Source organism: Aeromonas crassostreae, from assembly GCF_054052445.1.
The window spans coordinates 97680-118290 of sequence record NZ_JBSTYM010000005.1 but is presented as its reverse complement, the minus strand read 5'-3'; the positions used below and the strand labels follow the sequence as shown (position 1 = coordinate 118290).

Annotated in this window: 17 protein-coding genes; 12 read left to right on the top strand and 5 right to left on the bottom strand. The window is 64.4% G+C overall.

Annotation, left to right across the window (positions count from 1 at the left end; genetic code table 11):
• Positions 1-8: 8 nt before the first annotated feature.
• The 3 genes from ACW5W4_RS05795 to recN form a co-directional block, all read right to left on the bottom strand.
• A complete protein-coding gene (locus tag ACW5W4_RS05795) occupies positions 9-1172 on the bottom strand; it encodes an efflux RND transporter periplasmic adaptor subunit (RefSeq protein ID WP_456688788.1) in 1164 nt (387 codons plus the stop codon).
• A 144-nt stretch (positions 1173-1316) separates the two neighbouring features.
• On the bottom strand, positions 1317-2213 hold the full coding sequence (locus ACW5W4_RS05790; protein ID WP_456688715.1) for a DHH family phosphoesterase: 897 nt from the start codon (positions 2211-2213) through the stop codon (positions 1317-1319).
• Positions 2214-2847: 634 nt separating this feature from the next.
• Positions 2848-4512, bottom strand: a complete 1665-nt coding sequence (recN, locus tag ACW5W4_RS05785; protein WP_456688714.1) for a DNA repair protein RecN — start codon at positions 4510-4512, stop codon at positions 2848-2850.
• Between the two features lie 278 nt (positions 4513-4790).
• Between recN and ACW5W4_RS05780 the strand changes: the two genes are divergently transcribed.
• Positions 4791-5963: a diguanylate cyclase gene (locus tag ACW5W4_RS05780; RefSeq protein WP_456688713.1), complete on the top strand. Its 1173-nt coding sequence runs from the start codon at positions 4791-4793 to the stop codon at positions 5961-5963.
• Here ACW5W4_RS05780 and nadK read toward each other — a convergent pair.
• Complete coding sequence (gene nadK / locus ACW5W4_RS05775; protein ID WP_427260583.1) at positions 5960-6844, bottom strand: NAD(+) kinase; 885 nt, start codon at positions 6842-6844, stop codon at positions 5960-5962. The genes ACW5W4_RS05780 and nadK overlap by 4 nt on opposite strands.
• A gap of 264 nt (positions 6845-7108) precedes the next feature.
• On the opposite strand from nadK, the gene grpE reads away from it, so the two are divergent.
• The 11 genes from grpE to ACW5W4_RS05720 all read left to right on the top strand — a co-directional run bounded on the left by grpE (position 7109) and on the right by ACW5W4_RS05720 (position 20169).
• Positions 7109-7684, top strand: a complete 576-nt coding sequence (gene grpE, locus ACW5W4_RS05770) for a nucleotide exchange factor GrpE (RefSeq protein WP_427260584.1) — start codon at positions 7109-7111, stop codon at positions 7682-7684.
• Positions 7685-7952: 268 nt separating this feature from the next.
• On the top strand, positions 7953-9878 hold the full coding sequence (gene dnaK / locus ACW5W4_RS05765; RefSeq protein WP_427260585.1) for a molecular chaperone DnaK: 1926 nt from the start codon (positions 7953-7955) through the stop codon (positions 9876-9878).
• Positions 9879-10147: 269 nt separating this feature from the next.
• A complete protein-coding gene (dnaJ, locus tag ACW5W4_RS05760) occupies positions 10148-11287 on the top strand; it encodes a molecular chaperone DnaJ (protein WP_427260586.1) in 1140 nt (379 codons plus the stop codon).
• 262 nt (positions 11288-11549) lie between these two features.
• Positions 11550-13040, top strand: coding sequence for a carbohydrate porin (locus ACW5W4_RS05755; RefSeq protein WP_456688787.1), 1491 nt, complete (start codon positions 11550-11552; stop codon positions 13038-13040).
• Between the two features lie 112 nt (positions 13041-13152).
• Positions 13153-14109: an aminoimidazole riboside kinase gene (locus ACW5W4_RS05750; protein ID WP_456688712.1), complete on the top strand. Its 957-nt coding sequence runs from the start codon at positions 13153-13155 to the stop codon at positions 14107-14109.
• Between the two features lie 83 nt (positions 14110-14192).
• Positions 14193-15557 carry a sucrose-specific PTS transporter subunit IIBC gene (locus ACW5W4_RS05745; RefSeq protein ID WP_456688711.1) on the top strand — a complete coding sequence of 455 codons (1365 nt, stop codon included), beginning with the start codon at positions 14193-14195 and terminating at the stop codon, positions 15555-15557.
• Entirely contained in the window at positions 15557-16972 is a 1416-nt protein-coding gene (locus ACW5W4_RS05740; RefSeq protein WP_456688710.1) for a glycoside hydrolase family 32 protein, read from the top strand. Before ACW5W4_RS05745 ends, ACW5W4_RS05740 begins: the two co-directional genes overlap by 1 nt.
• A gap of 27 nt (positions 16973-16999) precedes the next feature.
• Positions 17000-18010, top strand: coding sequence for a substrate-binding domain-containing protein (locus tag ACW5W4_RS05735; protein WP_456688709.1), 1011 nt, complete (start codon positions 17000-17002; stop codon positions 18008-18010).
• Between the two features lie 221 nt (positions 18011-18231).
• Positions 18232-18645 carry a YeeE/YedE family protein gene (locus ACW5W4_RS05730; protein WP_456688708.1) on the top strand — a complete coding sequence of 138 codons (414 nt, stop codon included), beginning with the start codon at positions 18232-18234 and terminating at the stop codon, positions 18643-18645.
• A gap of 12 nt (positions 18646-18657) precedes the next feature.
• Positions 18658-19077 (top strand): DUF6691 family protein, encoded by a 420-nt coding sequence (locus ACW5W4_RS05725; RefSeq protein WP_427260591.1) that lies wholly within the window; start codon positions 18658-18660, stop codon positions 19075-19077.
• Positions 19078-19152: 75 nt separating this feature from the next.
• Positions 19153-20169: a lipoate--protein ligase A gene (locus tag ACW5W4_RS05720; RefSeq protein ID WP_456688707.1), complete on the top strand. Its 1017-nt coding sequence runs from the start codon at positions 19153-19155 to the stop codon at positions 20167-20169.
• Positions 20170-20250: 81 nt separating this feature from the next.
• Here the strand turns inward: ACW5W4_RS05720 and ACW5W4_RS05715 are convergent, their stop codons facing one another.
• Positions 20251-20607 (bottom strand): copper-binding protein, encoded by a 357-nt coding sequence (locus ACW5W4_RS05715; protein WP_456688706.1) that lies wholly within the window; start codon positions 20605-20607, stop codon positions 20251-20253.
• Between the last annotated feature and the right edge of the window lie 4 nt (positions 20608-20611).

Below are 20611 nucleotides of genomic sequence, written 5' to 3'. Positions count from 1 at the left end.
AGCCTGGTTCATGACAGCTCGTCCTCGTCAGTCTCATCGGGGGCGCCATTGGCCGCCGGGGCTTGGCCTATCACCACCCGGTCACCCTCCTCGAGCCCGGCCAGCACCTCGACCTTGATCTCGTCCTGGAGCCCGGTCTTGATGGTGAGGGTCTGGGGGGCGTCGCCAGTGAGCCGTTGCACCTGGTATTCCCCCGGCCCCAGCCGTTTGCCGAGGGCGGTTCTGGGGATGGTGAGGACCCCCTGGCGCCGGTCGCGCACTATGGTGACCTGAGTGGTCATGGCGACCCGCAGGGCATGGTCGGGGTTGGCCACGTCAAACAGGGCATAGTAGTAGACGGCAACATTGGTGCCGCTGGTGCTGGTGGTCTGATCGTTGATGTTGGTGGGGGCCAGCTCCACGGTGCGCAGCCTGGCCTGGTAGCGGGTGTCGGGATCCCCTATCAGGGTGAAATAGACCGGCATGCCGGCATGGACCTTGCTGACATCGGCCTCGGAGATCTGGGCCTTGACCGTCATGGTGTCCAGGTTCGCGAGCTTGAGCAGGGTGGGTACCGTCTGGGTGGCGGCCAGGGTCTGACCCTGACGGGTGACGATGGCGATGACGGTGCCATCCATGGGGGCCAGGATCTTGGTGTAGCCGAGCTGGGTGCGGGCACGCTCGACCTTGATGGTGGCGCTGTCGATGTTGGCCTGGGCATTTTGCACCTCGGCCCGGGTCACCGCGAGCTGGGCCTCGGCGCTCTCCAGATCGGCTCTCGAGCTCGCCTGCTGGCCGAACATCTGCTGCTGGCGGCGCCAGGCGAGTTCGAACTGCTTGAGCTGGGCCAGCTTGATCTTGAGCTGGGCCTGGCTGCTGGCGAGTTCGGCCTGGGCCGTCTTGAGGTCGTTCTGGGCGATGAGGGGATCTATCTCGGCCAGCAGCTCTCCCTGTTTGACCCGTTGGCCATTTTCCACCAGCAGGCGGGTCACCTGGCCCGAGACCTGGGCGCCCACATCGACCTGTTCCACCGCCTCCAGAACGCCGCTGGCGAGCACCGCATCCTCGATGTCCTCGCGGGTCACGGGGGCGCTGAGCTGGGGGGAGGGGGCCTTGGCCGGCCAGAGCAGCCAGACAGTCAGGGCCAGCAGCAGGGCGGCGAGCAGCCAGCGCAGCCTGGGAGTAAGGGGCATCTTCATGATTTCGCTGACATCCACACAAGAGGAAGAGACAAAAGGAAATATCCTGCAGTAAAAGGCGGCCAAAAGACAGCCGCCAAGGTGTAACAACGTTTGTCGCCCCGGCCCGTTCGCGGCGCTTCGGCCGGGGCGTCCGGGTCACTCCCTGGTCAGCTGGGCGCCGAGCCAGGGCAGACCCTGCTTCTTGCGACTCACCACGCCGGCCAGGGTCACGGGCTGGCACGGCAGGCGGGGATCCGGGCGATCCGGGTGGCAGCAGGCCGAGATCCGGCTCTCCCTCGCGCCAAGGTCCGTCACCATCAGCACATAGGCATCCAGGTTCTCCTCCCGAACCCGCCGCGCCATCTCGGCCTCGAGGGCCGCCAGCAGGGGCGTTATCTGCCCCAGGCTGGCCACCTCAATCTGGCTCATCACCAGGTTGCGCCCCGCCAGCTGGTAGCCCTTCTCGTCCTGGCGCAGCAGCTGGACGGCGTCCAGTCCACCGAGATCCGTCTTGGCCGCCAACAACTGCTGGCCAAACTCGGCCAGGTCGAGCCCGGCCAGGGGGGCGAGCCGCTGGCAGGCGGCCTCGTCCTGGGCCGTGGTGGTGGGGGAGCGCAGGCAGAGGGTATCGCTCAGGATGGCGCCGAGCAGCAGGCGGGCCTGGGAGCGGGTCGGCTCGCCGATGAGATCCAGCACTATGGTGGCCGAGCTGCCCACCGCGCGGATCCAGGCATCGAGCGGCGCCTCGGTGCGCAGGGAACCCAGCCTGTGGTGATCCACCAGGCCGATGACGTTGGCCCTGGCCAGCCCCTCGGGCCCCTGCTCGAGCTCGCTGAAATCCACCAGCCAGACATCCAGCCCGCTGACCTCCCGCGCCAGCAGATCGGGGGGCGCCACGCCGGCACTGGCGAGAATGAAGCGGGTCTCGGTGCGCAGCTCCCCCAGGCGCCAGGGGGTGGCGGGACGGCCCTGGCTATTGAGCCAGTCCGCCAGCACCAGGGCGCAGCAGATGCTGTCGCTGTCTGGGTTGCGATGACCGAATACGTGGATCATGAGGGCCTCCGGATGAGATGGGCTGGGCACGGGACGCAGGGGCATCAGCATAACAGCCGAGGCAAACGATGGGGACTCATTATTGCAAAGAGCCGGGGCCGGGAACATGGGGCCTGAGGGATGCAAGGCGCCAAGGGTTGGGGTCACGGGGATGGATGGCAAGGGGGCCTGAGAGATGCAAGGAGCCAAGGGCTGGGGTCACGGGGACGGGTGACAAGGGGGACAGAGAGATGCAAGGAGCCAAGGGGTGGGGTCACGGGGACGGGTGACAAGGGGCCTGAGGGATGCAAGGCGCCAAGGATTGGGGGGGGTGGCAAGGGGGCCAGAGGACATGGATCGGCGCGGAGTCGAGGACATATCGAATGGGAACAACAGGGGGTGGGGCGGGGGCACTTTTGTCTGCCTGCTGCCTGGCTCCGTGTCCGGTTGCGGCATCGCATAAGCATTGGCCGCCATGGGCCGGGTTTGTCATCCCGTCGGCTAGGGCGGCTTATCCGACTATTTGCTTCACACCCGGTTGCGGCGGCGTATGGGGGCTGGTCTGCACAGTGGCGGCTTGTCTCTATTGCGGCTCCCGCCTGGGCGCCGTTCAGCACAGTGGCCGCTTGTTTCACCGCCAGCCTCTGGGCCTGGATCAGGCCTGCAGCAGCTCACGGGCGTTGGCCAGGGTGTTGTCGGTTATCTGATCACCGCCGAGCAAGCGAGCGAGTTCGTTGAGACGGGCCCTGTCGTCAAGTGCGCTCATGCGGGTCTCTGTTGTCTTGCCATCGGTGTGCTTGCTCACCACCAGGTGCTGGTGGCCATTGCCCGCAACCTGGGGCAGGTGGGTGACCACCATCACCTGGGTCGATTCGCCGAGCTGGCGCAGCAGGCGGCCCACCACGGCGGCGGTGGGGCCGCTGATCCCCACGTCCACCTCGTCGAAGATCAGGGTGGGGGTAGCGACCTTGCGGGCGCTGATCACGACGATGGCCAGACTGATGCGAGACAGCTCGCCGCCGGAGGCGACCTTGCCCAGCGGCTGCATGGGCTGGCCCGGGTTGGTGGTGACCATGAACTCCACCCGATCGATGCCGAGGGGGGAGAGGCTGGCACTGGCATCCGGCTTGATCTCGATGGCGAAGCGGCCATCGGCCATGGAGAGTTCCTGCATGCTGGCGGTGACCTGGGTGGCCAGTTCGGCGCCGTAGCGTTGCCGGCTCTGGCTCAGGGCCTCGGCGGCCTGGAGGAAGGCGGTGCGGGCCTCGGCCAGCTCGCTCTCCATCCCCTCGAGGCGCTCCTCATCGGAGTGGAGACGGGCGAGATCGCTGGCCAGATCCTGGTGAAACTGGGCCAGTTCGGCGGGTTTGACATGGTGCTTGCGGGCCAGATTGATGGCGCGGGAGAGCCGGGCTTCCAGCTCGTTGAAACGCTCGGGATCCAGCTCCAGCCGATCCAGGTAGCTGCGCAGCTCGCTGTGGCTCTCCTGCACCCCTATCAGGGATTCGTTCAGCATCTCCAGCACGGGGGCGAGGCGGGCATCCATGGCGACCAGCCCCTCCGCCCTGTCCACCGCCACCTGGAGCAGGCCGGCGATGGTGGTCTCTTCGTTGTCATGGAGCAGGTCGAGGCAGAAGCCGCACTCCTGCATCAGTTCGGTGCCGTTGGCCAGGCGCTGATGCTCCTCTTCGATGGCCTCGAATTCCCCGGGTTGCAGCGCAAACTCGTCAAGCTCCTGCACCTGATATTCGATGAGCTGGCGGCGGGCCTCCCGCTGTTGCTGCTCGGCCTTGAGGCGATTGAGCTCGTTTTGCAGCTGGCGCCACTGCTGATAGTGCTGGCGCACGTCCGCCAGCAACAGATGATGGCCGGCATAACCGTCGAGCAGGGCGAGCTGGTAGTCGGGCTTGAGCAACAGCTGGTGGGCGTGCTGGCCGTGGACGTTGACCAGCAGCTGCCCCAGGCTGCGCAACTGGGTCAGGGGGACGGGGACGCCGTTGACATAGCTGCGGGATCGCCCTTCCGCCGAGACCACGCGCCGCACTATGCACTCTCCTTCGCTCTCTAGCTCATTGCCGGCAAGCCAGGCGCGGGCCAGGGGGTTGCCGTCGAGCAGGAAGCGCGCGCTCACCTCCGTCTTGTCGCTGCCGGGGCGCACCATGGCGGCCTCGGCCCGCTCGCCGAGGCACAGCCCCAGGGCGTCGATGGCGATGGACTTGCCCGCCCCCGTCTCCCCCGTGATGCAGGTCATGCCCGGTTGCAGATCGAGCTCGAGAAACTTGACGATGGCGAAGTTGTTGACGGTCAGCTGGGTCAGCATGGTCTCATCCTGTATGGGTCAACATTACTGTGTATGCATCCAGTATATACTGGTCTTATATACAGTAAAGTGTGCGTGGCGGGATTTTTTCCAGATGGGGGGCGGTGAACCTGGATGGGGGTCGCGAAGGAAGGGGCCAGGCTCGGGATCGCTCGCCTCCTGCGGGGCTTGTCGAGGAGGGGCCTTGTGGAGTCGGGATGGCTGAGACACACTCGAGACAGGTATGGCTCAGGATGAGCCGGGGCAGGCCCTCCCGCCTTCACCAAGGATGCGTCAAGATGATCCACACCCCGACCCTGCTGTTGATCTCCCTGGCAATCAATCTGATGTCGGCGCTGCTCATGCTATTCATCCACTCCCTCAAGCCCGGTCGGCGCAATTTCCTGCTCTGGTCCCTGTCGGCCTTTCTCTTCTCCCTCTCCATCTTGCTGCTCAGTCTGGGGGTATTGGCCGGTCACCCGGCCCTGGGCTTGCGGGTCGGGGGTCTTGCCTCCCTCATGAGCATATTGCTGTTGCTGGCCGGTTTTTATGCCCTCTATGGTCTGTCCTGGCGCCCCCGAGCCCTGTGGACAGGGGTTGCCCTGCTGCTGCTTGCCTATCTGGGACTGTCTAGCCTGGCCGACGTGCGGCTGGTGTTGGCGCTGATGGAGTCTGTTGTCTATCTGTGGTGCGCCTGTCTGATCTTCTCCCTCAGCCAGCATCAGAAGCGGGTGCTCTACACGGTTTCTGTCATCTACCTGCTTCATTTCGCGATCCTGCTGAGCCAGGGGGTATTGCTGCTGGCCCAGACGCAGGGGGGAGAGACGGGGGAGGGGCATTGGCTGCTGGACGGCATCTTCTTCATGCACATGGTGCTGACCATAGGCTCGGTATTGCTGCTGCCCCTGGTGGCCTATGTGGAGACGGAGCAGGCGCTGCTGGCCCTCTCGGAGCGGGATCCCCTCACCGGGGTGCTCAACCGGCGCGGCCTGTTCAGGCTGGGGGAGCGGGGGGCGCCGGGGCAGATGCGCTGCGTGGTGGTGCTCGACATCGATCACTTCAAGCGGGTCAATGACAGCTATGGTCATGGCTGCGGTGACGAGGTGATCCGCTATGTGGCCAGGGTGCTGGTGGCCGAGGTGCGCAAGGACGATCTGGTGGGGCGCATCGGCGGCGAGGAGTTCGCCATCATCATGGAAGGAGTGAGCAGCCAGATGGCGCACTCCATCTGTGATCGGATCCGCCGCCAGATAGAGACGGGCTCCCGCCAGGGCGCCTGCCCGCCGTGCGAGGGGGTGACGGTCAGCGTGGGGGGGATCTGCGCCCGGGGTGAACCCGGGCTGGCGCAGTTGCTGGCCCGGGCCGACGAGGCCATGTACCGGGTGAAGGCGACGGGGCGAAATGGCGTCCATTTCCAGGCCGACCCCGAGCCGCTGCGGCTGAAGCGTGGCCCGCCTGGGGGCCAAGGCTAGAACAGCTTGCTGCCCCAGCCGAGCTTGTTGCGCAGCACGTGGAAGTAGCTGTAATCCAGCGGATGCACCAGGTGCAGCTTGTGCTGGCTCTTCTTGATGAGGATCTCGTCCCCCGGGTGTACCGCCAGGGTCACCTGACCGTCGCAGCTCACCTGCATGGCGTCGTCCTGGTTGTCGGGGGAGACCAGCAGCCGCACCTCGCTGTCCGCATCCAGCACGATGGGACGGCTGCTCAGGGTGTGGGGGAACATGGGCACCAGCGTGATGGCGTTGAGCTTGGGGGTGAGGATGGCGCCCCCCGCCGACAGGGAGTAGGCGGTGGATCCGGTGGGGGTGGCCACTATGATGCCGTCCGCGCGCTGGCTGTACATGAAGCTGCCATCGATATAGACCTCGAACTCGATCATGTGGGCTATCTTGCCCGGGTGCAGCACCGCCTCGTTCACCGCCAGGTTGCTCGCCTTGCGCTCGCCGTGGCGATAGACGGCCGCCTCCAGCAAGAATCTGTGTTCGCTCTTGAAGTGGCCGGAGAGCACCTGCTCCAGGGGCACCAGGTAATCCTGGGGCGAGAGATCGGTGAGAAAACCGAGGTTGCCCCGGTTCACCCCGATCACCGCCACATCGAATCGTGACAGCACCCGGGCCGCCCCCAGCATGTTGCCGTCCCCGCCGACGACGATGGCCAAGTCCGCCTGCTCGCCGAGCTGCACCAGATCCATCACGTTTTCATCCAGGATGCCGAGGGTGTGGGCGACCCGGCTCTCCACCAGCACCCGGAAGCCCCGGGTGGTCAGGTAGTGGTGCAAGCCGGTCAGAGTCTGGTTGGCCCCTTCGTGATGGGGTTTGCCAATCAGGGCGACGGTTTTGAACGGAGAATCCATGGCTTATCGGGTCTGGGTGAGTATTGGGGGGAGTATACCGCGCTTTGCCGGGGATTTGTCTGTCTCCATGGCAGTTGGCGCAATCGGCTCTGAAGCGCGGCAAAATGGCCGGTTGGCGGGATCCATTGCCCACGACATGGGCTTTTCCCCTTGAAAGCCGGGGCTGCGTCCCCATAATAGCGCCAACACAGGGGCTGCTGAGGCGTCATCCTCTACCCGTATCTCAGCCACCCCTCACAAGCAACCCTGAACATTGGAGATGTCATGAACCACGAAGAGCAAAAGGTTGAAGCGATGGAGCAAGTGGAAGTCCAGCCAGTCGAGCCGACCGATGTAGACAGTGAAGTGACAGCCGAGCAGGTGCGTATCGCCGAGCTGGAGGCGCAGCTGGAAGCCGCCCTGCTGGCGTCCCAGGAAGAGCGCGAGCGTGCCGTGCGTGCCGTCGCCGAGATGGAAAACCTGCGTCGCCGCGCCGCTCAGGACGTGGAGAAGGCCCACAAGTTCGCCCTGGAGAAGTTCGCCGCCGAACTGCTGCCGGTGCTGGACAACCTGGAGCGCGCCATCGAACTGGCTGACAAGGAGAGCGAGGCCCTCAAGCCCATGATCGAAGGGGTCGAGCTGACCCTCAAATCCATGCAGAGCGGTGTCGCCAAGTTTGGCCTGGTGGCGCTGGATCCCCAGAACCAGCCGTTCGACCCCAACGCCCATCAGGCCATGAGCATGGTGCCGAGCGCCGATGTGGCCCCGAACACCGTCATCGCCGTGATGCAGAAAGGCTACGAGCTCAACGGTCGGGTGATCCGTCCGGCCATGGTGATGGTCTCCAAGGCCCCGGCCTGAGCCCCGTCACTGTGCTGAGCCCGCCGCTCGGCGGGCTTTTTGTTGGCCGCCGTGGCGCTTTTTCGGGCTGGCATGCAACAAAATCCCGCGTTTTTTGTATGGTGCCCTTGAAGCCATCGGGCCCGGCCCCATATAGGTGACAAGGCACGGTGGCAGTAAAAATTTACTGTCGGGAGCTTGAAAGCGACTCGCGAAGCCCCCACCTAGCCGTTAACGCATTAAGGCGAGCGATTCGCCTGTTTAATCTAAGTATTTGGAGATTCGTCAAATGGGTAAAATCATCGGTATTGACCTGGGTACTACCAACTCCTGCGTCGCCATTCTGGATGGCGACACTGCTCGCGTGATCGAGAACGCAGAGGGCGACCGTACTACTCCGTCCATCATTGCCTATGCCGATGATGGCGAGATCCTGGTTGGTCAGCCTGCCAAGCGTCAGGCCATCACCAACCCGAAGAACACCCTGTTCGCCATCAAGCGTCTGATCGGCCGCCGCTTCGAAGATGAAGAGGTGCAGCGTGACCTGAAGATCATGCCGTACGCCATCGCCAAGGCCGACAACGGCGACGCCTGGGTAGAAGTCAAAGGCAAGAAGATGGCTCCGCCGCAGATCTCTGCCGAAGTGCTGAAGAAAATGAAGAAGACCGCCGAGGATTACCTGGGCGAGCCGGTGACCGAAGCGGTCATCACAGTGCCGGCCTACTTCAACGACGCCCAGCGTCAGGCTACCAAGGATGCCGGTCGCATCGCCGGTCTGGACGTCAAGCGCATCATCAACGAGCCGACCGCGGCTGCGTTTGCCTACGGCGTCAACAAGGTCAAGGGCGAGCGCAAGGTTGCCGTCTATGACCTGGGTGGCGGTACCTTCGACATCTCCATCATCGAGATCGATGAAGTGGAAGGGGAAACCACCTTCGAAGTGCTGGCCACCAACGGCAACACCCACCTGGGTGGTGAAGACTTCGACAACCGCGTCATCAACTACCTGGTAGACGAGTTCAAGCGCGAGCAGGGCATCGATCTGCGCAACGACCAGCTGGCGCTGCAGCGTCTGAAAGATGCCGCCGAGAAGGCCAAGATTGAGCTCTCTTCCGCCCAGCAGACCGACGTCAACCTGCCGTACATCACCGCAGATGCCACCGGTCCCAAGCACATGAACATCAAGGTGACCCGCGCCAAGCTGGAATCCCTGGTGGAAGACATGGTGAAAGACTCCCTGGAGCCGGTTCGTGTCGCCCTGAAAGACTCCGGTCTGGCGGTTGGCGAGATCGACGACGTCATCCTGGTGGGTGGTCAGACCCGTATGCCGCTGGTTCAGAAGACAGTTGCCGAGTTCTTTGGCAAAGAGCCGCGCAAAGACGTCAACCCGGACGAAGCCGTGGCCATGGGCGCCGCCATCCAGGGCGCCGTACTGTCCGGTGACAAGACCGACGTACTGCTGCTGGACGTCACCCCGCTCTCCTTGGGGATCGAGACCATGGGCAGCGTGATGACTGCGCTCATCGAGAAGAACACCACCATCCCGACCAAGAAGTCCCAGGTGTTCTCCACCGCCGAAGACAACCAGTCTGCCGTGACCATTCACGTGCTGCAGGGTGAGCGCAAGCGCGCCAGCGACAACAAGTCCCTGGGCCAGTTCAACCTGGAAGGCATCCGTCCGGCACCGCGCGGCCTGCCGCAGATCGAAGTGACCTTCGACATCGACGCCAACGGCATCCTGCACGTCTCCGCCAAAGACAAGGAGACCAACAAGGAGCAGAAGATCACCATCCAGGCCTCTTCCGGTCTGTCTGATGAGGAGATCGAACGCATGGTACGCGAAGCCGAAGCCAACGCGGCCGAGGACAAGAAGTTCGAAGAGCTGGTGCATGCCCGCAACCAGGCCGACGGTCTGGTCCACTCGGTGCGCAAGCAGGTGACCGAAGCCGGTGACGCCCTGCCAAGCGACGACAAGACCAAGATCGAGACTGCTCTGTCCGAGCTGGAAGCCGCCATCAAGGGCGACGACAAGGCCGCCATCGAAGCCAAGCAACAGGCGCTGATGGAAGCCTCCCAGAAGCTGATGGAAATTGCCCAGCAGCAGGCTCAGGCGCAAGGCGCCGGTGCCGAGGCCGGTCAGTCCTCCTCTTCTGCCAAGGCGGACGACGACGTGGTCGACGCCGAGTTCGAAGAAGTGAAAGACGACAAGAAATAAGCCCGACCCGGATGGGCGAGGTTCGCTTCGCCCATTGGCTCAGAATCTGTTTACGGTCTGTCGCGAGAGGCCGTCAGCAAGGTAAAGAGCAGCGCAGGAACCGGAGTGTATGTAAATACATGAGCACTCTTGGTTACAAACAAGCGAGCTGCACATGAGCCTTGATCACGGCTTCGTAGTAAGAGTGTGAGCAGATTCGTCAATGAATTCACGGGCGTTGGGCAACCAACGCCCGTCTGCATAACTGCTGACAACGCAATAGGATAAGTATGTCGAAGCGCGATTTCTATGAAGTGCTCGGGGTGGCCAAGGGTGCCGACGAGCGCGAGATCAAGAAGGCGTACAAGCGTCTGGCGATGAAGTATCACCCGGATCGCAACCAGGGTGATGCCGCCTCCGAAGAGAAGTTCAAAGAGGTCAAGGAAGCTTACGAGGTCCTGACCGACGAGAACCTGCGCGCCCGCTACGACCAGTACGGCCATGCCGGGGTGGATCAGAGCCAGGGCGGCGGTCACGGCGGCTTCGGCGGTGGCGCCGACTTCGGTGACATCTTCGGTGACGTGTTTGGCGACATCTTCGGTGGCAGCCGTGGCGGCGGTCGTCGCGGCCCGGCCCGGGGCTCCGACCTGCGCTACACCATGGAGCTGACCCTGGAAGAGGCGGTGCGCGGGGTCTCCAAGGAGATCAAGGTGCCGACCCTGGTCCACTGCGAGGTATGCAACGGCTCCGGTGCCCACACCGGCAGCAGTGCCCAGACCTGCCCGACCTGCCATGGTGCCGGTCAGGTGCAGATGCGTCAGGGCTTCTTCGCGGTGCAGCAGGCGTGCCCCCACTGTCACGGTCGCGGCAAGATCATCAAGGATCCGTGCCGCAAGTGCCATGGCGAGGGTCGCTACCAGAAGACCAAGACACTGTCGGTCAAGATCCCGGCCGGTGTCGACACCGGGGATCGCATCCGTCTCTCCGGCGAAGGGGAAGCGGGGGAAGCCGGCGCACCGGCTGGCGATCTGTATGTGCAGGTGCACGTCAAGGAGCACGAGATCTTCGTGCGTGATGGCAACAACCTCTACTGCGAGGTGCCCATCAGCTTCACCGCAGCCGCCTTGGGCGGCGAAATTGAAGTGCCGACCCTGGATGGCCGGGTCAAGCTCAAGGTCACATCCGAGACCCAGACCGGCAAGATGTTCCGCATGCGGGGCAAGGGCGTCAAGTCCGTGCGCTCCGGCCAGGTGGGGGATCTGATGTGCAAGGTGGTGGTCGAGACCCCGGTCAAGCTGACCGAGTCCCAGAAGGAGCTGCTGCGCCAGCTGGACGAGTCCTTCAGCGGCGCCGCCGCCAAGACCCACAAGCCGAAATCGGAAGGCTTCTTCGAAGGGGTGAAACGCTTCTTCGACGATCTGACCAGCTGATTTTTGCGACCCAGATAAAAGAGCCGGCCTGAGTGCCGGCTCTTTTTTTGCCTGTCGTTCGGCCCGAGCTCGCCCTATTGAGTGGATCCCGATGAGGGATCCGCCTCACAACTTCCACCAACTCTTCCCGTGCAAATGCTACCTCGCTCACAGACTGGCTGAAACGGTTTAGCCGTCATATTGAATAAGCTAAAGCGGTTTAGCTATGCTCTCTTCGCGATAACAACAGAGCCCGGCAGGGCAGGGACCAGAGATGAGGAAGATGACCATGTTCAAGAGCAAGTTGGCGCTGGCGGTGGCACTGGGATTGGGAATGAGCAGCCCGCTGTGGGCGGCCGAGGGCGGTATCGAAGCCAGGCTGGCGGCGCTGGAGGCGCGGGTGCAGGCGGCCGAAGCGAGAGCCGAGGCTGCGGAGAGCCGTGCCAGTCAGGCCGAGATAAAGGCGAGTGCGGCCAGTGAGGAGGCCCAAGTCGCCAACACCCGCAGCGAGAAGGTGGACAAGCAGACCGCCGGTGCCCAGGGCTTCGAGTTTCACGGTTATGCCCGCTCCGGGCTCCTGGTCAACGGCAACGGCAATGGCGGCCGTGGCGGCCCCTACATCACCCCGGCCGGATCCGTGGGCGGCGCCGTGGGTCGCCTTGGCAACGAAGACGACACCTACATGGAAGCGAATCTGCTCAAGACCCAGACCTTTGAGGACGGCAGCTGGGCCCGCTACAAGCTGATGCTGGCGGACGGAGTGGAGACCAGCAACGACTGGACCGCCAGCGATTCGAGCCTCAACACCCGTCAGGTGTTTGCCGAGATCGGCGACCTGGCGAGCTTCAGCGGCCCCTTCCAGCACTCTGTGCTCTGGGCGGGCAAGCGCTTCGATCGGGACAACTTCGACATCCACTGGCTCGACTCGGACGTGGTCTTCCTGGCCGGTACCGGCGGCGGCGTCTACGACGTGCAGCTGGCCGACGGCTGGAAGGCGAACTTCTCCCTCTATGGCCGCGATTACGGCGACATCAGCGCGAGTGATCTGTCCGACATAGAGAGCTACATCCTCACCATGAACAACCGCTTCGGCAACTGGCAGTGGATGGTCAATGGCCTCTCGGCCAAGGACAACGAGGCGCGCATCAACGACGACGGCGCGGGTAGCGAGGCGGCGGACAAGGGGGCCCACACCCTGCTGGCCTACCATGCCGACAGCTTCTTTGGCATCAATCCCGGCTTCTCCAAGGCGGCCGTGCTCTATGGTCATGGCCTGGGGGCCGAGCTCAAGGGCTTGGGTTCCGACAGCGAGCTGCTGCCGGACGCCGACGCGGTGCGGGTTGCCGTGTTTGGTGCCACGGATATCACTCCCCGCTGGCGTGTCGCCCCGGCCCTGCTGGCCGAGCAGAGCCAGGATCGCTACGTGAAGGGGGACGAGTACCAGTGGCTGACCCTCAACACCCGGGTCGCCCAGGTGCTGAGCCAGAATGTCGAGTTGGTCTACGAGGCCACCTGGCAATACATGGACTTGGATCCCAAGGGCTACAAGGGTCGCCAGGCGGTGAGCGGCGATTTTGCCAAGCTCACCTTCGCGCCTACCTTCAAGGCCCAGACCGTCGGCTTCTTCGAGCGGCCAGAGCTTCGGGTGCTCGCCACCTGGATGGACTGGTCCTCCGAGCTCGACAATTACGCCAGCACAGATGCCATGGGCCAGAGCGACTTCACCGCCGGTGGCGAGTGGAACTTCGGCATTCAGATGGAAACCTGGTTCTAGTTCGTTATCCCGATCACAAAAATGGCAGCCGGTGCCGGGATCTGTTGGTTAGCTAAATCGGTTTAGCAGATAATGTCGACCAAGAGGTCGGGGCCCGGCTCTGGCAAATCCTGTGCAGCAGTGGAGTAGCAAGGTGACGAATCGTGTGTGGGTAATGGGGGATGCGGTGGTGGACTTGATCCCGGAAGGGGAGGCGCACTACCTCAAGTGTCCGGGCGGCGCGCCGGCCAACGTGGCGGTCGGCGTTGCCCGCCTCGGCGGCGAGTCGGCCTTTATTGGCCGGGTCGGCGGCGATCCCTTCGGCCGCTTCATGGCCGACACCCTGGCGGCGGAGGGCGTCGACATTCGCCACCTGACTCTGGATCCGGCCCATCGCACCAGCACAGTGCTGGTGGAGCTCGATGAAGCAGGGGAGCGCAGCTTCACCTTCATGGTGCGCCCCAGTGCCGATCAGTTCCTGAGCCCCGCCGATCTGCCGGTCTTCCAGGCCGGTCAGTGGCTGCTGACCTGCTCCATCGCGCTCGCCAACGAGCCGGTGCGCGCCAGTTGCCTGCAGGCCATGGCGACCATACGGGCGGTCGGGGGACGGGTCTGCTTCGACCCCAACCTGAGGCCCGAGGTGTGGGGCAACCCGGCCGAGATGCTGCCAGTGGTGCGCGAGGCCATGGCCCTCGCGGACGTGGTCAAGCTCTCGGTGGAGGAGCTGCAACTGCTGAGCGGCGAGGAGGATCTGGCGGCGGGGCTCGCCACTATAGCGGGGCCGGCACTGGTGCTGGTGACCCGAGGGGCGGCCGGTGTGGTGGCCCGCCTCGGCGGTGAGCGGCTGGAGTGGGTGGGGCCCAAAGTGACCCCGCTCGACACCACGGGGGCGGGGGATGCCTTCGTCGCCGGGCTGCTGGCGGCGCTGGCCGGGCGCTCGTCGCTACCGAGTCTCGCCGAGCTGCCCGCCATCCTGGCTCAGGCTCACGGCTGCGGGGCGCTCGCCACCACCGCCAAGGGTGCCATGACGGCGTTGCCGACCCGCACCGAACTGGATGCCTTTTTGCGATCGGGCGCAAGCGGCTGTTGATCCGCGGCTAGCCGCTCACATCGACAGACCCTACTCTCATGTGACAAGGGCCCGCCAGCGTGGTGGGCCATAAGAGGAAGAATATGAATATCAGTGCGATAGCCAAGGATCTGGTGCCCCTGCTCGGGGGCAGTGAGAACATCGTCAGCGCCGCCCACTGCGCCACCCGGCTGCGGCTGGTGCTGGCGGACGACAGCAAGGTGAACAAGGCCGCCATCGACAAGCTGGACGGAGTCAAGGGGTGCTTCAGCAACGCCGGTCAAATTCAGGTCATTTTCGGCACCGGTCTGGTCAACAAGGTCTATGCCGAGTTTGTCACCCTGACCGGGACCGGCACCGCCAGCAAGGCAGAACTGACCGACATGGCGACGGCCAAGCTCAATGTGGCCCAGCGTCTGGCGCGGACCCTCTCCAACATCTTCGTGCCCATCATTCCGGCCATCGTCGCGTCCGGCCTGCTGATGGGGCTGCTCGGCATGGTGCGCACCTACGGCTGGGTCAACGCCGACAGCGCGCTCTTTGTGATGCTCGACATGTTCAGCTCGGCGGCCTTCATCATACTGCCCATCCTCATCGGCTTTACGGCGGCGCGGGAATTTGGCGGCAACCCCTATCTGGGGGCGACGCTGGGCGGCATTCTGACCCATCCGGCCCTGACCAACGCCTGGGGCGTGGCGGGTGGCTTCAAGACCATGGACTTCTTCGGGCTGGACGTGGCGATGATCGGCTATCAGGGCACCGTCTTCCCGGTGCTCTTGGCGGTCTGGTTCATGTCCCACCTGGAGAAGCAGCTGAGAAGGCGCATCCCGGATGCCCTGGATCTGATCCTCACCCCGTTTCTCACCGTCATCATCACCGGTTTCGTGGCGCTGCTCTTCATCGGCCCTGCCGGGCGCGTACTGGGGGATGGCATCTCCTTTGGCCTGAGCGCCCTCTATGAGCAGGCGGGCTGGCTGGCGGGTCTGGTGTTCGGCGGCACCTATTCGCTCATCGTCATCACCGGCATCCATCACAGCTTCCACGCCATAGAGGCGGGGCTGCTCACCAACCCGGCCATAGGCGTCAACTTCCTGCTGCCCATCTGGGCCATGGCCAACGTGGCCCAGGGGGGGGCTTGCCTGGCTGTCTACTTCAAGACCCGGGATGTGAAGATCAAGGCGATCACCGTGCCGGCGGCCATGTCCTGCCTGCTCGGCATCACCGAGGCCGCCATCTTCGGGGTCAACCTGCGCTACATCAAACCCTTCCTGGCCGGTCTGTTCGGCGGTGCCTGCGGCGGCGCCTACGTGGTGGCGGCCAAGGTCGGCATGACGGCGGTAGGCCTGACCGGCATCCCGGGCATGGCCATCGTCCAGCCGCTGAGCCTCATTCACTACGTCATCGGTCTGGTGATCGCCTTTGGCGCCGCCTTCGCCGCCTCCTACCTGCTGAAGTACAAGGTGGAGTGATGAAGGACGCTTATCTCCTCAACCAGGTTGTCCGGTCGCTGCTGGCCGGACAGCTCAAGGCGGCGGCCGATCCCCATCGGCCCCGCTGGCACCTGGCAGCCCCGGTGGGGCTGCTCAACGATCCCAACGGCTTCATCGAGCACGACGGGCGCTACCACCTCTTCTACCAGTGGAACCCGCTCGGCTGCGAGCACCGCAACAAGGGCTGGGGCCACGTCACCTCCACCGATCTGCTGCACTGGCGGCACGAGCCGGTGGCGCTCCTGCCCACCGAGGACTATGAGAGCCACGGCTGCTATTCGGGCTCGGCGGTGAGCGACGAGCAGGGGCGCCTGACCCTCATCTATACCGGCAACGTCAAATACCCGGACGGCGGCCGCACCGCCTACCAGTGTCTGGCCCGCGCCGACGATGAGGGCGGTTTTGCCAAGCTGGGCCCCGTGCTGAACTTGCCTGAAGGCTACAGCGGCCATGTGCGCGACCCCAAGGTGTGGCACGACGGTCGGCACTGGCTCATGGTGCTGGGAGCGCGCACCCAGGATGACAAGGGTGAAGTGCTGCTCTATCGCGGCGACACCCTGGATGCCTGGACGCTGGTGGGCCCCATCGCCGGCAGTGGGCGCGGGGGGCTGGGTGAGTTTGGCTATATGTGGGAGTGCCCGGACCTCTTCCCCCTAGGGGATCGTCATGTGCTGATCAGCTGCCCCCAGGGCATCGCATCCCAGGGAGAGGATTATCGCAATCTCTATCAGTGCGGCTGGCTGGCGGGCAGTTTCGACGGAGCAAAGTTCGAGCACGGGGCCTTCCACGAGCTGGACAGGGGGTTCGAGTTTTACGCCCCCCAAACCACCCAGGACAGCCAGGGTCGACGCCTGCTGTTCGGCTGGCTGGGCTTGCCGGAGGAGAACGAGATGAGCCAGCCGACTCTCGAGCACGGCTGGCTGCACCAGATGAGCTGCCCGCGGGAGCTGTTCTGGCAGGACGACTGGCTCTGTCAGCGGCCGGTGGCGGAGATTGGCGCCTTGAAAGGGGAGCAGACCCGCTTCGAGGGGACGCCCAGCGAGTTTGCGGGGATGGCCATCGACTCGGCCTGGCTCGACTTGGATCTGTGCGGGGAGGGGAGCCTCGGGTTTGGCGCCGTGGTCGAGCTGTGCTGGCAGCCGGGGCGTCTTGTCCTGCGTCGCCAGAACTGGCAGAGCGGGGAGTGGGAAGAGCGAAGCTCCCCCTGGCTTGGGGGCAAGATCACCATCTTGTGTGACCGCTCCAGCCTGGAGTGCTTCGTCGATGGCGGGCGCCAGAGCCTGTCGACCCGCTACTTCCCCGGCAAAAACCCAGTACTTTCCACGCGTTGTGGTGGTGATGGCAGCAAAATTTGCCTCGATCACTGGCCGCTGGCGACCTGCCTAGTACAATAGCCCGGTCTCAGTGTGCCGGGAGGTCAGGTGGAGAAGAAGAAACGGATCACGATTGCCCAGATAGCCACGCTCGCGGGGGTCTCCAAGGCCACCGCCAGCCTGGTGCTCAACGGCAAGAGTGCGGAATACCGCATCGCCGATGATACCCGCAAGCGGATCCAGGCGGTGGCGGACGAGTGCCACTATCAGCCCAGCATCCATGCCCGCTCCCTGCGGGAGGTGCGCAGCTACACCTGGGGGCTGGTGATCCCCGACCTCACCAACTTCGGCTTCGCCAGCATCGCCCGTGCCCTGGAGGCCCGCTGTCGAGAGGCGGGGATCCAGCTGCTCATCGCCTGCTCCGAGGATGACCCCACCCTGGAGCAGCGGGTGGTGGACAACCTCATCAGCCGTCAGGTGGATGGCCTCATCGTCGCCTCCAGCGGCCACAGCGACGACATCTATGCCCGCATCCACGACCGTCTGCCGGTGGTGCAGCTCGACCGCCACATCGGCGAGTCGCGCCTGCCCATGGTGATCTCGGACGCCTGCAAGGCCACCGCCGAGCTGGTGCAGGACATGGCCCGCGAGTGTGGCGAGGAGATCTACTACTTCGGCGGCCTGCTGGATCTCTCCCCCAGCCGCCACCGGTTGGCGGGTTACGAGCTGGGGCTGCACAGAGCCGGGCTGGAGGCGCCGGACGGCCAGGTACGTCACCGCGATTACCAGCCGAGCTCCGGCTATCAGTTGATGGCCGAGCTGGTGGCGGAGCTCGGGGCGCCGCCGAAGGGGCTGTTCACCGCCTCCTTCACCCTGCTCGAAGGGGTGCTGCGCTACCTCAACGAGGCGGGGCTGATGGAGACGGGCATGCGGCTGTGTACCTTCGACGATCACGATCTGCTCGACTGCATCCCCATGCGCATCGATTCCGTGGCCCAGGATTGCCCGGCCCTGGCCCGGGCCGCCTTCGAGCTGATGCAGCAGCTGATCGCGGGTAATCCCCCTGCCCAGACCGCCCAGGTGATTGCCCCCAGGGTGCGCTGGCGCAGTCGCCGTTAGCGCCCCCTGGCGGTCTCATCATGCCTCTCTCCTGCACTCCCTGGCCGCGTCGTCAGACGGGTTAACCGAGTAAAATTAGATATTGCTAATTTAATGTGGCGCCCTAGAATAGGGCTCTATATAAGTGATTGCTAATTAACATGCGATGCACTCCTGCGCCACAGTGCGGTCAGAGGGAAGCGGGATCCGCTTCGTGCTCGCGTCCATGATGAGGTGTTGCCATGATAGAAAGCCACTGGTGGTTCTCCCTGGGGGGAGGCATGTTGATCGGTCTGTCGGCCCTGCTGTTGATGCTGTTCACGGGGCGAATCGCCGGGATAAGCGGCATCTTCGCCACCGCCCTGCAGAGTCGGCAGGGCTGGCGCTGGTTGTTTCTGCTGGGACTGATGTTCGGCGGTCCCATGGCCTTCGCCCTGGGGCTCGCTCGCCTGCCTGACTTCGCCGCCTTGCCGGGATGGCCCACAGTGCTGCTGGCCGGTCTGCTGGTGGGGATAGGCACCCGCCTTGGCAATGGCTGCACCAGTGGCCATGGCATCTGCGGCATGGGGCGGCTGTCACTGCGCTCCCTGGTCGCCACCCTTGTCTTCATGACGACCGGTGTGCTCACCGTGTTCGTCACCCTGCATCTGCTCTGAGGAGGCGTCAGAATGGGACTCTTTATCGCGCTCTTGTCCGGCCTGTTGTTTGGTGTGGGCCTCGGGATCTCCGGCATGGTGGATCCGGCCCGGGTACTGGGGTTTCTCGATGTGGCCGGGAACTGGGATCCCAGCCTGGCCTTCGTGATGGGGGGGGCCCTGCTGGTGTTCGCCCCCGGTTATGCCCTCCTGATCAAGCCGCGCAGCCAGAGTCTGTGTGGTGATCCCCTGCCCGCGCCTCCCGCGCCCCGTATCGACCGGCGTCTGGTGGGCGGCGCCGCGCTGTTCGGGGTAGGTTGGGGCCTGCTCGGCATCTGCCCCGGCCCCGGATTGGCCCTGTTGGGTACGGGTCAGCCCCTCATCGCCCTGTTCGTGCTGGCCATGGCCGTCGGCTTGCTCGGGGTGGATAGACTGCTGCCCGCCCGACCCTGATGGGTGGCGTTAAGGCACGCGACGAGGGCGCCATGCTGCTATCATGGCCCCTCGTTTGACTGACAGGATACCGCCATGCCTTCCCTTCACCTGCTCGTTTCCGACTCCCAGGATCCCCTGTTCAACCTGGAGGTGGAGGAGTGTATCTTCCGCCAGATGGACCCGAACCAGCGGGTGCTGTTTCTGTGGCGCAACGCCAATACGGTGGTGATTGGTCGGGCCCAGAACCCGTGGAAGGAGTGCAACACCCGCCGCATGGAAGAGGACGGGGTGACCCTGGCGCGGCGCAGCAGCGGGGGCGGGGCCGTGTTTCACGATCTCGGCAACAGCTGCTTCACCTTCATGGCGGGCAAGCCCGGGTATGACAAGAGCGTCTCCACCGCCATCGTGCTCGATGCGCTCAAGCGGCTCGGCGTGACCGCCTTTGCCTCCGGGCGCAACGATCTGCTGGTGGCCACCCCGGACGGGGAGCGCAAGGTGTCGGGCTCGGCCTACCGGGAGACCCAGGATCGCGGTTTTCATCACGGCACCCTGCTGCTCGATGCAGACCTCGGTCGACTCGCCCACTACCTCAATCCCGACCCCAAGAAGCTGGCCGCCAAGGGGATCAGCTCGGTGCGCAGCCGGGTCGCGAACCTTGGCGAGCTGCTGCCGGGGATAGATCATCAGCAGGTGAATGACGCCCTCATGGAGGCCTGCTTCCACTACTACGGTGAGCGAGCAGCGCCCGAGCATATCTCCCCCGAGCAGATGCCGGACCTGCCCGGCTTTGCCGAGACTTTCGCCCGCCAGCGCAGCTGGGAGTGGAATTTTGGCCATGCGCCTGCGTTCAGCCATCAGCTGGACGAGCGCTTCGGCTGGGGCGGGGTGGAGCTGCATTTCGATGTGGAGAAGGGGGTGATAGGTCGGGCGCAGATCTTCAGCGACAGCCTGGATCCGGCGCCGCTTGATGCCTTGGCCCAGCGGCTGGCGGGCTCTGCCTATCGACCCGAGGCGATCGCAGCCTTGCTGGGGCAATTGAAGGGCGATTTCCCGGCCCGGCACGCCGAGCTCGATGAACTCTCTGGCTGGTTGCAGGCGGCACTGCGCTGATCGGGTTGTTCGTCATGGGGCCCGAACCCGCTAAAGACCAACGGCGGGATGAGCCCGCCGTTTTTTTGCCTGCCGTGCCGCTTATTGCCGCTGGATGGCGGTCAGGGTGAGTTTGCCGCCCAGGCTTTCGGCATGGAAGTGGATGGCATCCCCCACCTTGAGCCCCTTGAGCTGCGCCGGATCGGCTGCCACAAACACCATGGTCATGGGGGGCATCTTGAGGTTGGCGATGGTCTCGTGCTTGATCCCCACCTTGCCGCTGGCCTCGTCGATACGGCTGATGATCCCCTTGGTCATCGCGTTCTCTCCCGTCGCCTGCATATCCATTCCCTCCATCTGGGCCATATCGTGCCCTTCGTGGCTCATGGTCATCTCGGCCCGGGCCTGGAGAGAGGCCAGGCCGAGCAGCAGGGTCATTGCAAATGTCTTGTAGTTCATGGTC